18 protein-coding genes are annotated in these 18,177 nt (G+C 32.4%); all 18 read right to left on the reverse strand.

The genetic code is table 11. The features are described 5' to 3' along the window. Nucleotides 1–8 precede the first annotated feature (8 nt). The 18 genes from B5X49_RS03615 to cysS all read right to left on the reverse strand — a co-directional run bounded on the left by B5X49_RS03615 (nucleotide 9) and on the right by cysS (nucleotide 18,129). Nucleotides 9–2,810, reverse strand: a complete 2,802-nt coding sequence (locus B5X49_RS03615; protein WP_045749794.1) for an InlB B-repeat-containing protein — start codon at nucleotides 2,808–2,810, stop codon at nucleotides 9–11. 9 nt (nucleotides 2,811–2,819) lie between these two features. Then, nucleotides 2,820–2,942 carry a hypothetical protein gene (locus B5X49_RS07775; RefSeq protein ID WP_281268242.1) on the reverse strand — a complete coding sequence of 41 codons (123 nt, stop codon included), beginning with the start codon at nucleotides 2,940–2,942 and terminating at the stop codon, nucleotides 2,820–2,822. A gap of 221 nt (nucleotides 2,943–3,163) precedes the next feature. Next, the gene (locus tag B5X49_RS03620; RefSeq protein WP_052670128.1) at nucleotides 3,164–3,580 is read right to left on the reverse strand and encodes a S24/S26 family peptidase; all 417 of its coding nucleotides are present in this window, start codon (nucleotides 3,578–3,580) and stop codon (nucleotides 3,164–3,166) included. After that, nucleotides 3,581–3,847 (reverse strand): PqqD family protein, encoded by a 267-nt coding sequence (locus B5X49_RS03625; protein WP_045749795.1) that lies wholly within the window; start codon nucleotides 3,845–3,847, stop codon nucleotides 3,581–3,583. A gap of 80 nt (nucleotides 3,848–3,927) precedes the next feature. Further along, complete coding sequence (locus B5X49_RS03630; protein ID WP_052670129.1) at nucleotides 3,928–7,425, reverse strand: endonuclease; 3,498 nt, start codon at nucleotides 7,423–7,425, stop codon at nucleotides 3,928–3,930. Nucleotides 7,426–7,608: 183 nt separating this feature from the next. Next, nucleotides 7,609–8,439, reverse strand: coding sequence for a hypothetical protein (locus B5X49_RS03635; protein ID WP_045749796.1), 831 nt, complete (start codon nucleotides 8,437–8,439; stop codon nucleotides 7,609–7,611). A gap of 3 nt (nucleotides 8,440–8,442) precedes the next feature. After that, nucleotides 8,443–8,649: a helix-turn-helix domain-containing protein gene (locus B5X49_RS03640; protein WP_045749797.1), complete on the reverse strand. Its 207-nt coding sequence runs from the start codon at nucleotides 8,647–8,649 to the stop codon at nucleotides 8,443–8,445. Next, complete coding sequence (locus B5X49_RS03645) at nucleotides 8,650–9,576, reverse strand: hypothetical protein (protein WP_045749798.1); 927 nt, start codon at nucleotides 9,574–9,576, stop codon at nucleotides 8,650–8,652. Between the two features lie 135 nt (nucleotides 9,577–9,711). Then, nucleotides 9,712–10,335: a hypothetical protein gene (locus B5X49_RS03650; RefSeq protein WP_045749799.1), complete on the reverse strand. Its 624-nt coding sequence runs from the start codon at nucleotides 10,333–10,335 to the stop codon at nucleotides 9,712–9,714. Nucleotides 10,336–10,397: 62 nt separating this feature from the next. Then, the gene (locus tag B5X49_RS03655; RefSeq protein WP_045749800.1) at nucleotides 10,398–11,201 is read right to left on the reverse strand and encodes a hypothetical protein; all 804 of its coding nucleotides are present in this window, start codon (nucleotides 11,199–11,201) and stop codon (nucleotides 10,398–10,400) included. 125 nt (nucleotides 11,202–11,326) lie between these two features. Further along, on the reverse strand, nucleotides 11,327–11,875 hold the full coding sequence (gene nusG, locus B5X49_RS03660; protein ID WP_052670130.1) for a transcription termination/antitermination protein NusG: 549 nt from the start codon (nucleotides 11,873–11,875) through the stop codon (nucleotides 11,327–11,329). Next, nucleotides 11,875–12,294 (reverse strand): preprotein translocase subunit SecE, encoded by a 420-nt coding sequence (locus B5X49_RS03665; protein ID WP_045749802.1) that lies wholly within the window; start codon nucleotides 12,292–12,294, stop codon nucleotides 11,875–11,877. The genes nusG and B5X49_RS03665 overlap by 1 nt, the downstream gene beginning before the upstream one ends. A gap of 12 nt (nucleotides 12,295–12,306) precedes the next feature. Beyond that, nucleotides 12,307–12,456 (reverse strand): 50S ribosomal protein L33, encoded by a 150-nt coding sequence (rpmG, locus tag B5X49_RS03670; RefSeq protein ID WP_079560669.1) that lies wholly within the window; start codon nucleotides 12,454–12,456, stop codon nucleotides 12,307–12,309. A 93-nt stretch (nucleotides 12,457–12,549) separates the two neighbouring features. Then, nucleotides 12,550–13,056, reverse strand: a complete 507-nt coding sequence (locus B5X49_RS03675) for a sigma-70 family RNA polymerase sigma factor (protein WP_045749803.1) — start codon at nucleotides 13,054–13,056, stop codon at nucleotides 12,550–12,552. Nucleotides 13,057–13,059: 3 nt separating this feature from the next. After that, nucleotides 13,060–13,752, reverse strand: a complete 693-nt coding sequence (gene rlmB / locus B5X49_RS03680; RefSeq protein WP_045749804.1) for a 23S rRNA (guanosine(2251)-2'-O)-methyltransferase RlmB — start codon at nucleotides 13,750–13,752, stop codon at nucleotides 13,060–13,062. 45 nt (nucleotides 13,753–13,797) lie between these two features. Next, the gene (locus tag B5X49_RS03685; RefSeq protein WP_079560670.1) at nucleotides 13,798–16,455 is read right to left on the reverse strand and encodes an HAD-IC family P-type ATPase; all 2,658 of its coding nucleotides are present in this window, start codon (nucleotides 16,453–16,455) and stop codon (nucleotides 13,798–13,800) included. Then, on the reverse strand, nucleotides 16,433–16,825 hold the full coding sequence (locus B5X49_RS03690; protein WP_052670131.1) for a Mini-ribonuclease 3: 393 nt from the start codon (nucleotides 16,823–16,825) through the stop codon (nucleotides 16,433–16,435). The genes B5X49_RS03685 and B5X49_RS03690 overlap by 23 nt, the downstream gene beginning before the upstream one ends. Next, nucleotides 16,825–18,129, reverse strand: coding sequence for a cysteine--tRNA ligase (gene cysS / locus B5X49_RS03695; RefSeq protein WP_045749806.1), 1,305 nt, complete (start codon nucleotides 18,127–18,129; stop codon nucleotides 16,825–16,827). Before cysS ends, B5X49_RS03690 begins: the two co-directional genes overlap by 1 nt. Between the last annotated feature and the right edge of the window lie 48 nt (nucleotides 18,130–18,177).

Raw genomic sequence — 18,177 nt, forward strand, 5'->3', positions numbered from 1 at the left:
AGGGGTTGTTACTCCGGGAAGCCGAAGAAATTGATAGTTTTTACATCGGTACCTGCATTACTGCCAGTAGAACCTCTAACAATGACAAATCTAATGAAATGATTTTTATCAATATTAAGATTGTCAAATGTGTTAATACCTAGTGATATATTGATTGATGTAACATCAGTCCAATCAGTTCCATTTGATGATGTTTGCAACCACATTACTTCAACACCACTTGCACTATCTAATCCAACTATATCTATTTCAATTTTTCTTACATTTGAAGTAAAACTGAAATTCGTTTGAAGTTGTTTTTCTGCACCAGCTTTTGTCCCAGCTGTTTTACCACCTATTCTTACAAATGCCCATCCAGCATTATTGAAGTTTTCACCACTTGTTTTCCAAGAGGATTTCCCTGAAGGATTAGGATCATTAACACCGTTTTCTATTTCAATTGTTCTTAATGGACCATCGTAATTTGGAGAACCGCTTGTTTCACCAAAATCACTCGACTTGATTATTATTAACTCAGCATTCCATTTTGCATACAATGTTATGTCTGTGGTAATAACGTTATCAAAGTCATAGATGATACTTAATCCAGAATCACTATACCAACCAACAAATGTATATCCTTCTTGAGTTGGGTCTTCTGGTTCTAATACTGCTTCACCATTGTTTACAACAACTGGTAAAATATCTGAACCACCATTTGTTTCAAATGTAACTGTTGAAGTTAAACTAGCATCAGCCCATTTAGCATATAGCGTTGTATTACCTAAAGGCATTGTTTTCGCTTCAAATGGGATTGTTCTTGCTTGATCTGTAAACCATCCAGCAAAATTATATCCTGATTTAGTTGGATTTTCTGGCATGACTAACTCTGAACCATATGCTTGTGTTAATTGTGCTACAACTGATCCACCATCTACATCAAATGTAATTGTGTAATCATTAGGAGTCCATGTTGCAGTATATGTTTGATTACCCGCAGGCATTGTTTCAGGTAATTCTGGTGTCCAACCTGCAAATGTATAACCTTCCTTAGTAGGTGCATCTGGTGCTGATACTGAAGTTGCAAAATTACCAATAATAGGTTCTACTGCTGTACCACCATCTGTATTAAATGTAAGTGTATATTCATTAATTTCATATACTGCAGTTAATGTTGTATGTCTTGTTATTGGTGTGTTGAAGTCAAATAATTCATTAGACTCATCAAACCATCCCACAAATGAATAACCTTCTTTAGTTGGAGTAATGGGTTCATCTGTAACAACATTAGCTATGTTACTTACATAACTTACATTATCATTATTAATATATTCAATCTTATAGAGTTTTGAATCAATAGGGTCTATGTTAGAACCTCTCCAAACAATATTATCAATTTTTTTCTGTGTTCCAAAACCTCTTATTTCTAGGAGGACATTTCCTGTAAACGCCAGTTCTCCACTAGTAAATGTCGTTACTGTGTTACTATTTGGGTCTACGTTTATCGTTTCAAATTTTATGCCATTGATGTAAATATCGAAAGATCTAGCCTTGGTTCCAGTAAAAGCTCTTACATAATCAAAAGATAAGAATGTTAGTCCATTTGTAAATGTTGTGGATAATACACCAGTTTCTGTTGTTAAAGCCTTCCCATACAGTGTTTGATCACCTCTTGATGCTGTATAATTCCACACTTGAGCGTTAATTCCAGTAAAATTACCGTTTGTATATGAAGATGAACTTATGGTTAAACCTTCAAAAGTTTCTGTTATGTTTGAACTAGACACACCTTCCTGTATATAGAAGTTATTATCGCTATAAACAACTACTTGTTCAGTACCTTGTTTAAAGATTGCATATGCTCTAAATGAACTATATGTACCTTCAACAAAAGATCTTAAAAATTCATTAATTGGTGATAATACTGTAGAAGGTTTCTTCTTCTCAACATCTGCATCACCTAACTCTAATACCTTAGCTTCATCAGATACTAATACACCATATTCTAATAATTCATATGTTTCATCATATTCAACATATCCTAAGAATGATTGGTAACCTGCTCTAATACCTGAAACATTGCTTAAGTAAACTGATGGAGCTGTTGGAGCAACACCTTCTGTTACTGCAACAAACTCTACATCTTCAAGAGCTGTAAATGTATAGTCAGGTTTACTTGATACAAATTGTCCATCTGCATCTGCCCAATATTTAAAGTTAACAGCGTCTGTTGGTTCTAATGTTACAACATCATTATAAGTCACACCAGTAACCAATGCTCCACCTGTTACAGTGACACTAATATCAGTTGTATTAGTTCTTGTGTACTGTGCAACAAATAATGTATCCACTGAAATGCTTGACACTGTACCAAATCCAGAAAATTCAAATCCTGGTCTGTTTGAAACACTTGTAGGTGCAATTGGAGTAAAAGTACCTTCTCCATACTTAAGATCTAGTAATGCACCATTTGTATCAACAAATGCTGCAACCACTTCAGTTGATTCTTTTAAGACAACTGTAATTTTACTAGAATCCGTAACTAAAAACTCAGCTTCTTCATCTTCAATGAGTTGTCCTTTGTATAAATAGAATCCGAATTCTTTATTTTGAGTAAGTTTTAGCCCTTCTAAAGAAATTGATACTCTACTTCCATAAGCATATTGGCTAAGACCGTGGCCAGTTACTTTACCTGCCTCACCTTCACCTTTATATACTTCGACATTTAAATTTACATCGCCTGTAATAGGTGCTGAATATGCTTGAGGGATTGCAAATGCTACAAAAAATAAACTAAATACTGCTAGGAATAATATGCTAATTTTCTTCATCATATCACCTTACATTTCTTCCCAGAATGCGGCACCATTTTTTTGTCCTGAAACTGCAATCGAGTCTTCAAAAGAAAACTCAACAACTTCAATTTCTGGTGCTTCGTATACTTCTTTTTTCTTAATCTCCATCTATTTCTTTCTCCTTTTTTATTGAACAATTGAATGTGACTACCGAATATATAACCCTTCGTTTTACTCTTCCCTCCCCGAGTCAAAACGCAGTGATTATATAGATTTCAATATGTATTCAACTTATCCATATATTTTTACATTATATAATGTTTTACTTCATAAACCAAATGATATATTAAGGCTTTACATGATATTTACACATAAACTTTAAATATCTCTTATTTCCTGACCAGTTTTAGTAAAACTGGTCTCATAAAATAAAGTATATTCCAAAGTCTATGTTTGAAACCATATGCCCAAATTTTCTTACCTCTAGTTTTAAAACGAATCACTTTACCATGAATCTCATGCATTAAAATGACTTCTTTTTGATAAGATCCATCTCCCCTTAAGGTGACTTGATCTTGATCAATTTTAATAATACGGTGCAGTAGTTCTTTACCTTCAAAGGTAAATAATACAACATCATTTTTCTTATAACTTGAAAACTTTTTAACAATCACTTCTGTTCGCATATTCTTAAAAAATGGCATCATCGATGTTCCCTTTACAATAAAGGATACTTCTTGTCCTAGATTTAAATGTTCGATGATGAGTGCCATGAAGGCATCATTCTTTAAGGTTACTTGCTTCAATTATCTCTCCAGTAAGTTATGTTTTTCTAATATATCTAAAAATGCATTAATATCTTTTAAGGCTTTTTCAATTTCTACATCAAACTTTTCTAACATGGCGTGTACCAGTGATTCTAGTGTTTGTTCTTGCATTAAGCATTCAAATAGAAAAGCTCCTGTTTTATTTAAAGAAATCATTCCTTGAAATTTAACAGCCTCACTACCAATTGGTACGACTACATGTTGATCTGCAACTTGTTTTAAGACATAATTTTTATGTATCTTCATCATCTCACCTCATTCTTAATTCTATCAAAAAACACATGGAATAAAAATGGATGCATCCTAAAAAGGATGCACCCACATTTTTACGAACCGAATAATACACCCACTAATTCAGGGTGGTCAATAAACGGATTTCTATTGCTTTGAATAGATTCTATTTTATTGTTTCTAGAAATTTCAAAATCACTCACCGGGTCTGCTAAATGCCAATTAAGGAACATTTGTAAATTACCTACCAAACTAATATTTAAGTTATAACGTACATGAATATATAAAACGATTCTTGCAACATCGCCAATATGCTCATCTCCTGGGTAGAACTGTCCACCAGATAACTTCCAAGAACCACTTCCTGGTCCAAACGGATAGTTACTACGTGTTGAGTTTACAGACGTGTTTGCTGCACGTAGATTATGTAAATCATAATCTGGTGCACTACCTAATTTAGAATTTGGCCATACGTGTTCTCTATTACCATACGCACCAAAACCGGTATAAATCAAGTAATACTTACCTTGGTATGAGTCAACTTGTTGAACTTGAGAAGTTGAACCTGTTGCACGACCTGTATTTTGAATTAAATCTCTTAATGCTTGTTGTAGTTGACTGCCTGTTTTATTTGCAAGTGATGCATAATATCCTTCATAAGTTGCAATCTTTAATACAGTAACTGAATAGTTTCTTGTATCAATGACTTCGCTTTGATAGCTAATAGAATAACTCAGTGTTAAACTTACATCATTTTGTCCACGAGTAACTAACCCTGAGTTTGTTAATGCATTGGTGTTAGAAGATGTCCAAGTGATTGTTGCTCCAAATAATAAACTATTGCTTGATGTAAGGTTTAAGTTTTCTGCAAGTTCTTGTGGGATGACTGGTAAATTCACATTAGCAAGTATCACTTGTTTCACTTGGTTTGTGTCCACAGTGGAGTCTGGTGTAATATCCGCACTATTTGTTAAGACTAAGTAATAACTATTGCCAATTCGTTGGATAGGTGCTTTAACTAAAACACCAAGACCTGGAGTTTTACCTGTTAATTTATTTTGAATATTTGTTTTTTCTGCTGAACTTAAGTTCGCAGGAATGACCAAGTTAATTGCACCAAGTTCTGCATTTAAGATAAATGCGTCTGTACTTGCTGCATAATTTTGTTGGATTAATCCGTAAAGTTGTACAAACCTCGCATCATTTGCTTGAATTTGATTTGCAGTAATTTGTGTAGCAGTTACTGTATCCGTTCCAAGTTTAGTAATACTTCTTACAGTATTAATAGATACTTGATTACTAATTGTATTCTTAGAACCTCTTAAATCAATTCTATCTCCTACTTGAAGTGTAGATAATTTAGCAAGGTCTGACTCAACATAAATTGAACCACTAGCATCTGTGATGAAAAAATACATCATGTTACTTGTTTTATAAATGGATGTGACAACACCGTTAACTCTAACAAATGCACTATTAGATAATAATCTTGCATTTGCAATTGTAATAGCGTCTCCTTCACCTAAGATGAAAGTAAATGTTTTAGTAACTGTAAATTCACCTTTTGTAATGGTTGCTTCAACCAATACTTCAACTCGACCATTTGCAGGTACAGAAATTGCACCTGTTGATAAATTAATCAGTGCATTGTTTGTATCACTTACATTTTTGAAGCTATAAGTGATTTGACTTCCCTTGCTACCAGTAGCTGGGAAGTTAATGGTTTTAGCTTCAATAAATGAAGTTTCTAAAACTAATTGATTACGATCACTTTCAGCATCTACTTGATCTTGAGGTTTTGTTTGAACAGGAGATGTTGTCCAAGTGATATCATCAATGGTTAATTGTCTTCTAATCTCAGTTGGAGCAAGCGGTTTAATTTCTAATGTGAATCCATTAGTAATTGGTGTTGGTAAAACATATGTAAAGACACCATCTGCATTTTGTGCATTGATTAATCCAACTTGTTGGTTATTAATTAATACTGCATAGTCTTGTGAATTCGTAAATGGTTTTTTATAAGCAATAGAAAGTGTTGCAAGTCCACCAGGGATGGTTGCTTTAATCGATGAGTTATCCGTATTTCTACCACCAAAAGTGATTGCATTTCCATTTAAAGGTGTTCCAGCGTTTGCACCACTATAAGTCCAAACAATTCCATTAACCCCTGTAAAAGTTCCTGCAACATAGCTAGAACCTGCAATGGTTAAGGTATCAAATGTTTCTTTAACAGTTACCACTTCACCAACAGCTTCCATAACGGTTACTGTAATTTCTTTAATAGAGTCTCTTCCGAAACTATCGGTTGCTTTAAAGGAAACAATATAAGTTCCTGCAACATTCATATCCACTGTATTTTCTAATACAACGACAACTAGCTCAGTACCAAAACTATCATAAGCTTTAATACCTTCTAATAGGTTTGGTAAATCATCCCCTAATAAGACTTCTAAATCTTTTAATCCTTCAAATGTTGGAGATAAATCCTCTCCATCAAATGTATAAACTAAGAGATCATCAAAGACAACACGTGAGGTATTGCTTGTTCCTAATTGACCATTCACATAGAATCTATACACACTATTATTTAAGTTTTCAACTGTAATTTCAACAAACGTAAATGAGCCATTGATCGCTTGTTTAATATCTAATACATCTACCCATGCATCACCTACTTTTTCTTGTAGTTTTGCATCCAGTAAATTCGTAAGGTCTGCCTCACCCCAAACACGAGCGTAAAATGAAATTTTATGCACTGCTTGACCGAAGTCAAATACAACATATGCACCAGTATCTGATGCAGATGCACCAGATAATACTAAACCTTCGTCAGCTGCTCCAGTATTTGCACGTTTCTTTTCGATTGTAAATTGTTCATTATTAATACTATTTGTAATATCACCAGTTAATGCAGGATCAGAGTAACCATGTCCTAAATCATCACCAGGGAATTCAAAGCGGTAAACTAATACTTCTCCAGCACTTTCAGCAACAACTCTAACTTTAACTGTAACGGTTGCTTCATTACCACTGGAGTCACTTGCTTTATAAACTAAATCATAGACACCTGCAGTATCTAATTTCACTAAAGAATCATCAACTGTCACTGTAACAGAACCATCTTTTTGGTCTACTGCAGTTACACCTAATAAATAATCTGGTGTTCCACCTAATTCAACTTCAATATTTTTAGCACCACTAATTACTGGTGCTACAGTATCTTCTGTCTCACCTAATTTAATGACGTTTAATGTATTTGGATGATTAAGTTCAAATTCACCTAATTTTAGATGCGCCGTAATGATGACTTCTTGGTCTGTGGATTGTCTACTTACAACACCTGTTAAACCATTAATTTGAATCACTTCTGGTTTACTTGAAGTCCATGATAATAAAACATCTGGATAGCCTTCAATTAAAATAGGTAATTGGATATTTTTTGTAACATGTGAAGGACTGTCACCTTCTTGGTATTGAATACTTACTGCTTCTTTAGCTGCTTCTAATGGATTCGTGGTTTCAGTGTTTTCAACACATGCAACCATAACAAACATTAGAATGAGCATGAATATTGTGTAAATCGTCTTTTTCATGTTTTGCATATTTCTCCCGAGGTTATTATTGTGCAACATTACAATATACCTAAATTACTTATATAAATCAACACATGTTACATATAATTTGCAATTGTTCATGTTTTCTTATATATTTTCAGTCTTATTTATAAACATATTATAAAAAAAAACAATCCAAAGATGAATTGTTGTCTTCATAAGTTATTTAAATGTAAGTTGTATGTTACCTTGATTTGGAACAAACCCTTGAGAATTTAAAAATAGTGTAGGAATACGTGCTACGTTACCTCTAGAATAAATATTTCTAAGTATATTCTCCTGGTTTAAGTTATTCGTAGTTTTTTCTTCTACAATGACATAGCTTGTTTGAGCCAACGTTTCAAAGGTAAGCATGGGTTCAGTGATGATTGTTTCTCTAATAACTTCATTTAAATCATTAAATTCAATGATTTTCATTTGAGATAAATCATCAACTAACTCTAAATGTACAATAAACTCATACGTATATTCTATATCATCAACTATAAAGGAATCCGTTAGTTTCGTACTATATTTATTCACATTAACCATTGAAAAGTTAGAAGATGTTCCAATTTCATAGATACCATCCACTTTCTTAATTTCATTTGCTTGAAACATCTTACCGTAATGAATAGATCCTGTCTTAATATAAATGTCGTAAGTTTCTTTTACCCTCGACTTAGTTACCCCATCTATGATTGTTTCATGGACATCATATGCCATGTTCACTCTATAAATATCAGGACTCATAATATCATCTATATCAATGATTTGATCTTCATCCTCACTTTGGTGTATGACATAAAGATATCCTTCTTCACCAAAAAGGGGAAGTGTTTCAACCAAATCTCCTTGGTTGTTGTATTCAAGTATTTGAATATATACACCCACTAATTTATCTTCTATTTCAACAATAGGTTCTTCTAATTTCAACATATCTGTTGAAAGACTACATCCTTGTAATATGAGACTTAGCACCATTAAAATAAACAAACCATATATTTTTTTCATCCATTAATCCTCCACATAAATTAAGATATCTTTAGGTTCACATTTTAAGTAATAACACAGTTTATTTAAAGTTTCAAAACGTATCGCTTTCGCTTTTCCACTTCTTAAAATTGACATATTTGCCTCAGTTATGTCAACCAGTTGACATAACTCCTTAGAGGTCATACCACGTAATTTTAAAATATCCTCTAAGACAACTTTAATACTCATTTAAATTGTTAACTCCGACTCTTCAACTAAATCATTCATATAAGCGATATAATGAATGATACCGTAAAAGAATATAACAATCACCCATAGCGTTGTATGTATTGTGAAATTGAAATTGATGGTTGTTAATTCATGCATGAGCATTAAATTAAATAGGTTATCCAGTAATACATTTAAGCTACTTATGATAAGTAAGGCAAGCCCTATCCATTTTGCCAGTGATGCATCATGGATAATCGTTTTATTCTTTGGATTATCTTTAACTTTTGAAAGAAAGATGATCATAATTTCTAGTAGGATGACTAAACCGGTTTGAGTGAGCATATCTAAGATATTTAAAATGGTGTTGGCTTGTTCAACGAACGTTTGAAATGCATAGTTGAAACGAACAATATGTTCTGTTGTCAAAACGGTTAAGAGTATAGATAATACATAAAGCATCGTTATAAAATTCTTTTTCCTTAAATGTCCTTCTAAAAATACTTTTAAGAATCCATAAATGACTAATAAAGATAAATAGATATTTAAAACACCACTTCGAATCAACATCCTAATTAAGAATTCTTGATCAAATAAAGTAAGAGCCTCTACCCATGATGCAACTTGATTGGTATTTAAACTAATGAGTTGTGTAACTGTGAATAAAAGAGATAGTAAGATAAGAGCGAGTTTATCAAAGGTAGAGAGTTTTAATCTATAAATGATTAATCCAACAACAATCGGTGTTAAGGATATTAAAATAACAAGTATCCAACCTAAGATATTTGTAAAAACATTACCTGATGCTAAGAAGATGATCAATGAAATCCATATATTATATAAAATATGGATTAAACTTAAAGTTTCATAATCTGTACCTTTAACAATAGCTGTCATGAATGCAGTAAACAAAATGAGCATAGCATATACGAAATATCTTTTCTTCATAGATTAAACCTCTTTTATAATAACTTTAAGGGTATCATATCATATAAATTATCGTTTTACAATAATTTTAATAAGCAATTTATAAAAAAGAACTTTTACTTAAGGTTGTTTCTAAGTAAAAGTTCTTTTTTATCATTAGCCAATTGTATAACCCATAGGTTTAAGTATTCCTTCTTCGATATAAAAGGAATAAAATCTAGATTGATTCGTATACTTAAATTCTATATCAAAACCAATTTCATTCATATGGATCTCGTATTGAACGTATGTTTCATCAAAACCTATCGGTAAACCCTGAATTTTTACTTCTCTGATAAACATGTGATCATGAATTTGATAAAGCTGAGTTGGACTTCCAAAAATAGACTTACTCACCAAAAGGATTTCTGTATCTTCTATAGCATTAAATGAATGATATCTATTGTCACCAAATACATATATGAAAAAAACAATTAATGAATAGATACTAATCATACCTAAATAAATGGTTAAAAGTAAAGCATATATTATTTTTTTAATCTTAGGTAACACCACATCATAAAGTTTAGGATATAGCATAACCATAAGTATGATGATCCCTGATAAGAAGGTGTGTATCACAAAACTATAAAATATAAATTCTTTACGATAAATACTTCCTAAGAACCAAAAATCTGTTTGCGTCTGAAATAAATAGACATATAAAAGAAAACTCATAAGTCCAAGCATCAGTTCTAATATAAATAATACTTTAAGTGTCGTTTTTAATTTATAGTACATAAGAACTCCTTATTTAAAGAAACATAAAGTTATGGGAAGCAAGTTATGCTTCTCATATGTTTTTATTCATTAAAGATTGCTTTCTTGATTGCTTTTGGAGCGTTGGTTGAAAGAGACGCATCCAGTAAATACATAGGGATTCTTTTCAATATTTTCTCAAAGCTTTGTAACGCATGATCCCATAGCTTTTCTTCTTGTGGTCTTAATGTATTTCTCATTAAATGCTTTAAGCCTTCTTTTTCATTAAGTACTGTTACTTTATCCGTAACCCCTTGTTGTAGGATAACGATTGCTTTTAAAGGGAGTTTTTGATTGGAGTTTGAACTATACTGTCCACTAAATGGTGCACCGTAAACAAAGATGTCCTCCCCTTCAAATGATAATAAAGGTTTATCATCATTTACCCAAGAAACATGGTTTTTATAAAGTTCTTTCCACATTTTAGCGTGTGTCGATTTACCTGTTCCACTTGGTGCAGCAAATAAAATAACTTCACCATCATAACTAATTGCTGAACCGTGTATCGGAACGAGTCCATGTCGTTGTGCAAGTTCTAAGAAGATCATGCCGGAATAGATATATTCAGCAGTAGCTGCATCGGTGAAGGTATCTTCATCAATCCAAATATCGATGTTTTTGTAACCTTCATCATAAAGCATATAAGACTTTACACCTGAAACACTTCTTGAAAAGATTCTAAATAAACCATCCTTTGGTTCAGTTAGCTCCAGTGCATAGTTCAAACGGATGGTATGATCCACTTCCTTATTGCCATCATATATGTAATGTTCGATGTTGTTTTTAAAATAAGTGTCATAACGATAGTCAAAGGCTATAACTAAGCCTGCAATTAAGTATTTTTTCATGTAAAAACCTACCTTCTTTATACATCTATATTATACCAAATTTTGGATAAATTCATAAGGATATATGAAGTGAATGATAAAGAGACTATATTATGAAAAAAAGCACAAGTTTGTGCTTTTCATTCTTAAACTTCTTTAAATTGAGTGAAATCAATTTCTGTAGGTGTTGCACGTCCGAAGACATCAATATCTACCATCATTGTTTCTTGGTCATGATCGATTGCTGATACTTTACCAACTTGTCCTTCAAAAGCACCACCAATAATTTGAACTTGTTTACCAAGTAAGTAATTATAGTTTGGTTTAGAAATGATATTTGCTTTTAAGAGGATTGGTCTAATTTCTTCTTCTAATAGAGGAACCGGTTTTGTACCACCACCACTAGAACCTAAGAAACCTGTAACACGTGGTGTATTTCTTACAACGAACCATGATTCGTCTGTAACGATCATTTCAACAAAGACATAACCTGGATAGATTTGACGGATTTTTTCTTTATCCTTACCATCTTTTGTTTTTTCAATGTATTTTTCTTCAGGTACGATGATTTGATAAATAAAATCTTGCATACCCATAGAATCCACACGTCTTTCTAAGTCGTCTCTAACAGCTTTTTCATAGCCTGAATAGGTTTGGATTACATACCAACGTTTTTTGGGTAATTTTTCTGCCATTATAGAATTCCTTCTATCAATCTTAGGATAATAATATCTAGAGCAGATACGAATGCTGTAACAATAATGACGAAGATTAATACACGAACTGCATTATCTAAAAATTCAATCCAACCTGCCCAAGTGATTTTTCTTAATTCTGGGAATGCGGGTAAGAAGAATGGATAAATAACTAATGCTAAACCAAGCATTGCAATCACTAAGACTGTCCATGCGAAGATCATATCATTCGGTGAACCACCTAAAACTGGGAAATCAGCTGGAATATGAAACCCTTGTACATTACCAATGATCATAACAGCTAAAGCTGCAGTGATGGTTGCTAAAATACCAAGAATTAAAGATTCGCCTTTATACTCTGTTGATAAGATTTCAACTAATTTATTCTTTGGTTGTTGTTCTTTTTGTTTGATTGCCATATCAATTCACTCCTATTTACTTTCTTTATGTAGTGTATGTTTGTTACAAGTTGAACAGTATCTGTTTAATTCTAAACGTTCTTTAGAAGTTTGTTTATTCTTAGTTGTTGTATAGTTTCTACTTAAACATTCTGTACATACTAATATTATTTTTTCTCTCATTAAAAAACCACCTTTTTTTAGTGGTTTCTCATGTGTATGTTTATTTTACAACAATTAAACCACCTAAGTCAATGCTAAATTATTATATCACATTTAAATCTGAATTTTTACCTTTATTCTATAAATTGCATTTTTAATACTTTTAATATCTTTATCAAGTGTTTTTGCAATATTATCTTGTGTCATTTTGTCGGTAAAAAAGAGTTTAAACACATCTTTTTCAAAAGCAGTTAAATGAAAACCTTCTTCAAGTTTATCTATGGCATCAAAACTTGGTGTATAGGAGGATTCTATTAATTCTGCTTTATCATAGAGTATATATTTAGGAGATTTATCCTTTAAATGGATGAATCGTCTAAATAGAATCAATTCATAGTATTTAGTAAATGTTTTATTTCTACTTAAGTCAAATACTTCTAAGGCATCTAACATAAGTAGACATGCTTCTTGATAAAAATCGTCTCTATCTTTAGGTTCAACATAGAATCTATAGATATTTTTCCAAATGAGTGGCCGGTACTTTTCAATGATTATGTTTAATATATGTTCGTCTTTGGTTGTCTGGTATAGGTATATTAATTCATAATCATTTTTTATCATAACTTAGATTGCCTCATAAAGTAATAGTGCGGTTGCTACACTCACATTTAAACTATTAACCTTACCCTTCATAGGAATCGTTACTAAAAGGTCACAACCTTTTTTTATCAGAGGTCTTAAACCTTCACCTTCATTACCCATGATAATCACTAAAGGTTGATCTTTCGGTAATTCTTTGTAACTCTTTGTTCCTGCAACATCCGTTCCAACAATTAAGAAACCTTCTTCTTTTAATTTAAGAATGGTTTGATACAAATTGGATACTAATATTAAATTCACGTGCTCAATGGCACCAGATGATGTTTTAGCAACAACTCCTGTTAAAGGTACTTGATGTTTTTTAGAAAGAATGACGCCACTAATATTGGTTGCTTCTACACTTCTTAAAATCGCACCTAAGTTATGTGGGTCATGAATTTCATCAAGCATTAAAAACACCTGACGTTCGCCTTTCGTTAAAACTGTTTCTAATTCTACATAATCATAAGCTTTCGCATCTGCAACAATACCATTATGCACTGCATTATCCGTGAGTTTATTTAATTCACCCTTAGAAACCTTTAACGGTGTTAAACCATATTTCTTTAAAAATTCTAAAAATTTATAATCTGTCATTTTTTCATCAACATAGAGTTTATAAATTTGTCTTTGATTCAAAATTGCTTCTTTAATGACATTCTTTCCGTAAATAATCATGTTTTTTATACTCCTTTTTGAAAAAAGCGCAGGATGCGCTTTTTATTATTTCATATCTGATATGACGTGTACAACGTTTTTAGCAAGTTGTTTCAACCATTTATAAAGATTCGTTAAAACATACATGAGTGGATAACTTGAATATATTAATACAATTAATAATAAGTTTTGAGGTAATGTCAATGCATCATTACTTGTCACGTTATTAATCACAACAATTGGTTTAATTTCTAATAACTCTGGTAATAAGAAGACTGCAAAGACTGCCAGTGATAATGTAATAAAGAAGAGCAGTGCACGTCTTGAGTTAAATGGTTTGGTGACACTATATAAAACCATAAATGAGGTTGCTGTTGCAGTTAATGCAATCAGTGTAGAAATACCACTATGTTCACCAGCATTTAAGTTCACATCGAGCCCTAAATGATATGCAAGTGCATAAATGATTAAAGCATTTACTAAAACGACTAATGCACCAGGAAGCGCATCTTTAATGATTTTCGCTAAGAAGTTACCCGTAATTCGGTTGTTATTATATTCAAGCGCAATCACAAAGGATGGAATACCAATAACTAATAATTCCATAATGAGTAAATGACTTGGTTTTAACGGATAGAGTGCTTCATATCCCATTAATCCACGAATAATGACTAACATACTTAAGAAGAATGTAAAGACTGTTTTTGTTAAATATAGTTTAGAAACTTTTTGAATATTATTAATGACACGGCGTCCTTCGCTTACAACTTTTGGCATACTTGCGAAGTTAGAGTCCATTAAGACTAAGTGACTAACATTACGAGCAGCTTCACTTCCAGAAGCCATAGCAATCGAAGTATCTGCTTCTCTTAATGCTAAGATATCATTCACACCATCTCCAGTCATTGCTACCACATGACCGTTATTTTTCATAGATTCAATTAATAATTTCTTTTGATGTGGACTGACACGTCCAAATACTGTATATTTATTAGCAACACGAACAACTTCTTTATCACTCATACCATCGAGTGATATATAACTTTCAGCATTTAAAATACCTGCACGTTGACTAATTCTAGATACCGTCAATGGATTATCTCCACTAATAACAACGACATTGACGCCATTGTCTTTAAAATACTGAATGGTATCAGGTGCATCTGGTCGAATGGTGTCCTCAATCATGATTAAAGCAACCGGTTTTAATTTACCTACAAGTTTTTGATCTTCTGTAATAGATTCTGCTGATTTTGCAATCACTAAGACACGGTAACCTTCATGTGCTTGTTTTTCAACTTCAGGTGCAATTGTGTAATATTGATCTTTTAATACAAACTCAGGTGCTCCAATAGCGAATGTTCCAAATTTATCAAATTCTACAGCACTAAATTTTCTTTGAGAAGAAAATGGAATAATTGCTTTATGACGAATACGTTTTTGATTACCAAAACGTTCATAAAGTGCATCCGATGTAAGGTTTGCATCATTTTGAGCATTCAGCATTGCAGAAACTAATTGTTTTAACGGTAGTGTTGGTATTTGTTCATATTCAATTACAGATTTAACAGTCATTGTACCATCGGTGATGGTACCTGTTTTATCTAAACATAAGGTATCAATTCTTGCAAGCATCTCAATACAGTATAATTCTTGTACGAGTGTATTGTTTTGACCAAGTCTAACAACCCCTACTGCAAGTGCAACCGATGTCAATAAGAACAATCCAGATGGGATAAGTCCAATAATTGCGCCTGCTGTACGTTCAACTAAAATAGGTTGAATCAGATTTGTATAATTACCTTCTAAACCTAAGAAGTATAAAGCACCAGCAATCGGAATAATAAAGAATCCTATTGTTGTTACAATTAATTTTAGGGATCTAAAAATATCGGATTTAGGTTTTTTGTATTTTTTAGCTTGAGATGTTAATTTTTCAATGTAAATATCATTTCCGATTGCTGTTGCTTGCGCATAAACAGAACCTGATATGACAAATGAACCACTATATAGTGTATCACCCACTCGTTTAACAATTGGGTCTGACTCACCTGTTAATAAAGATTCATTAACTTCAATCGTACCTTCTCTTACAACAGCGTCTACGATAATTTGTTTACCACTGGATAATTTTAAGATATCATCAATGACCACATCCACAATACCAATTTCTTGCTCTAAACCATCTCTAACAACAATGGCTGTTGGTGCAGAGAGTAAAGATAATTTATCAATCATCTTCTTGGCATTGATTTCTTGGATGATACCGATTGTTGTGTTAATTGCAACAATAACAACAGATACCGCTTGGGTAAACTGTGCTCCTGTTGCCAGTAATAAAGCGACAATTGAAAAAATTAAAAGGTTAAAAAACGTAAAGACGTTTGAAATGATAATACTACCAATTGTTTTTGTTGAACCCTTTTCTGAGACGTTCACTAAACCTGCTAGATGTCTTTTTTCAACATCATCTGATGTTAATCCAAGTAAAACCTCAGGATTATATCTTTCAACAATAATATCGTCTTTAGATTTAATACGACTAGAAACTTTGGTTTCAGTAACAATTGTTTTCGCTTCAATCAGTCCTAAAGGATCTCCACTCATTGTTGGAGGTTCTTCAACTAATACGGTTTTAGGCCCACGTTTCTTACGTACGGGTTTATCTTCAGTTTTCGGCTCATCTAATAAAGCCATTAAATCATTTTGCGAGTCTTTCGCCATCTTTTTCACCTGACCTTATGAATTCTATGCCTAGTTGAATAACTTCTTTACATCGTGTTTCATCATGTAAAGAAAGATATCCAATTAAGCTTTCAAATCCGGTTGCTTGTTGGTAATCTACCATGTTAATATTTTTTCTTGTAAAGTGCGCACCATTACGCCCTTTTTTATAATACGAGATTTCTTCTTCATTTAAAAGGTTTTGCTCTAATAAATGATTCATAATACTTGCTTGTGCTTGATTGGAAGCATATTTAACTTTCATTTTATGTAAGAGATCCACTTTAGTATATCCAAACTGAATTAAATACCTTCTAATTTCTAGTTCATAATACGCATCACCTAAATAAGCAAGAGACAATCCATTCATTAAATCCATCCTTTTTGAATTAAGATTTGTCTTAATTCATCTGCCTTTTTAAAATCTTTTGCTGCCTTATAGTTTAACCATTCCTGATACATGATTAAATCTTTTGCTTCCACTTTGTGAGTGGTAACTTCTATACCTAATACATCAAGTATTTGAATTAAGGCATAGGCAAGTTCACTATCCGCCGATTTATTGATTTCTTTTAAGGTTTGGTCTATCAGTGTAACAACCATCCCTGTATTAAAATCATCATTCATATAGGCTTCAAATGTTTTAAGTAATGTATCACTTGGTTGTGCGATGTGATTATTTTCTAAAGCCATATGAAAATTCCACTTATTCAGTGTATATGATATTTTATCATAAGCTTTTTGATATTGGGTCATTAATTCTTCGCTAAAAGGAATTGGTTGACGGTAATGATGTGCAAATAACATCAATCGGTATGCAGATGGACTAAAATGGTCTAAAAGTTTGAATAATTTCACATCATTACCAAGTGATTTACTCATTTTTTCTTTACCAAAATCCAAACGACCCACATGCATCCAGTATTTTGCTAAATCATGATGGTCATGTGCACTGCTTTGTGCAATTTCATTTTCATGGTGTGGGAACTTTAAATCAAATCCACCTCCATGAATATCAATTAAACCACCAAATAGTTCATGATTCATCACAGCACATTCTGTGTGCCATCCAGGTCTACCTTGTCCCCATGGACTCATATAATTAAGACCATCGGTTGTTTTTTTCCATATTGCGAAATCTCTTTGATCGACTTTATCTTTTTCTAATTCGATACGAACACCTTGAAGGAGTTCATCACTTTTTTGATTGGATAATTTACCGTAGCTATCCAGTTTGGATACGCTAAAGTAAACGCCACTAGATGTTTCGTATGCGAAACCTTTATCCATAAGTTCTTGGATGTATGTGATCATTTCATTTATATAGTCGGTTGCATAAGGTGTATGGTCAAACGCTTTTGAACCTACACGCTTAACAACATCTAAAAATCGATCTGCAAAATGTTTAGATACTTCTAATGTATCTTGATTCAGTAATCTAGCTTTTTCAATGATTTTATCATCAACATCGGTGATGTTTGATGCATAAATCACTTCATAGCCTAGGTATGTTAAATATCGTTTCACTAAATCAAAAAAGACAACGGGTCTACCGTTACCGATATGAATATCATCATAAACCGTTGGACCACAAACATACATGTTCACTTTGGAATGATGAATTGGTTTAAAGTCTTCAACTTGATTGGTGAGTGCGTTATATATTTTTAACATCGTGATTACCTTTCTTTTTTATATTATACTAGAAATAAAGCCATTTTA

It is taken from the genome of Acholeplasma oculi (assembly GCF_900166985.1).
GTDB lineage: Bacteria > Bacillota_I > Bacilli_A > Acholeplasmatales > Acholeplasmataceae > Acholeplasma > Acholeplasma oculi.

Coding starts and splice junctions, on each gene's coding strand:
- nusG (WP_052670130.1), bottom strand. CDS start 11,875: ATGGCAGAAAAATTACCCAAAAAACGTTGGTATGTAATCCAAACCTAT.
- B5X49_RS03615 (WP_045749794.1), bottom strand. CDS start 2,810: ATGAAGAAAATTAGCATATTATTCCTAGCAGTATTTAGTTTATTTTTT.
- rpmG (WP_079560669.1), bottom strand. CDS start 12,456: ATGAGAGAAAAAATAATATTAGTATGTACAGAATGTTTAAGTAGAAAC.
- B5X49_RS03630 (WP_052670129.1), bottom strand. CDS start 7,425: ATGAAAAAGACGATTTACACAATATTCATGCTCATTCTAATGTTTGTT.
- B5X49_RS03655 (WP_045749800.1), bottom strand. CDS start 11,201: ATGAAAAAATACTTAATTGCAGGCTTAGTTATAGCCTTTGACTATCGT.
- B5X49_RS03625 (WP_045749795.1), bottom strand. CDS start 3,847: ATGAAGATACATAAAAATTATGTCTTAAAACAAGTTGCAGATCAACAT.
- B5X49_RS07775 (WP_281268242.1), bottom strand. CDS start 2,942: ATGGAGATTAAGAAAAAAGAAGTATACGAAGCACCAGAAATTGAAGTT.
- B5X49_RS03675 (WP_045749803.1), bottom strand. CDS start 13,056: ATGATAAAAAATGATTATGAATTAATATACCTATACCAGACAACCAAA.
- rlmB (WP_045749804.1), bottom strand. CDS start 13,752: ATGATTATTTACGGAAAGAATGTCATTAAAGAAGCAATTTTGAATCAA.
- cysS (WP_045749806.1), bottom strand. CDS start 18,129: ATGTTAAAAATATATAACGCACTCACCAATCAAGTTGAAGACTTTAAA.
- B5X49_RS03645 (WP_045749798.1), bottom strand. CDS start 9,576: ATGAAGAAAAGATATTTCGTATATGCTATGCTCATTTTGTTTACTGCA.
- B5X49_RS03650 (WP_045749799.1), bottom strand. CDS start 10,335: ATGTACTATAAATTAAAAACGACACTTAAAGTATTATTTATATTAGAA.
- B5X49_RS03690 (WP_052670131.1), bottom strand. CDS start 16,825: ATGAATGGATTGTCTCTTGCTTATTTAGGTGATGCGTATTATGAACTA.
- B5X49_RS03685 (WP_079560670.1), bottom strand. CDS start 16,455: ATGGCGAAAGACTCGCAAAATGATTTAATGGCTTTATTAGATGAGCCG.
- B5X49_RS03635 (WP_045749796.1), bottom strand. CDS start 8,439: ATGAAAAAAATATATGGTTTGTTTATTTTAATGGTGCTAAGTCTCATA.
- B5X49_RS03640 (WP_045749797.1), bottom strand. CDS start 8,649: ATGAGTATTAAAGTTGTCTTAGAGGATATTTTAAAATTACGTGGTATG.
- B5X49_RS03665 (WP_045749802.1), bottom strand. CDS start 12,294: ATGGCAATCAAACAAAAAGAACAACAACCAAAGAATAAATTAGTTGAA.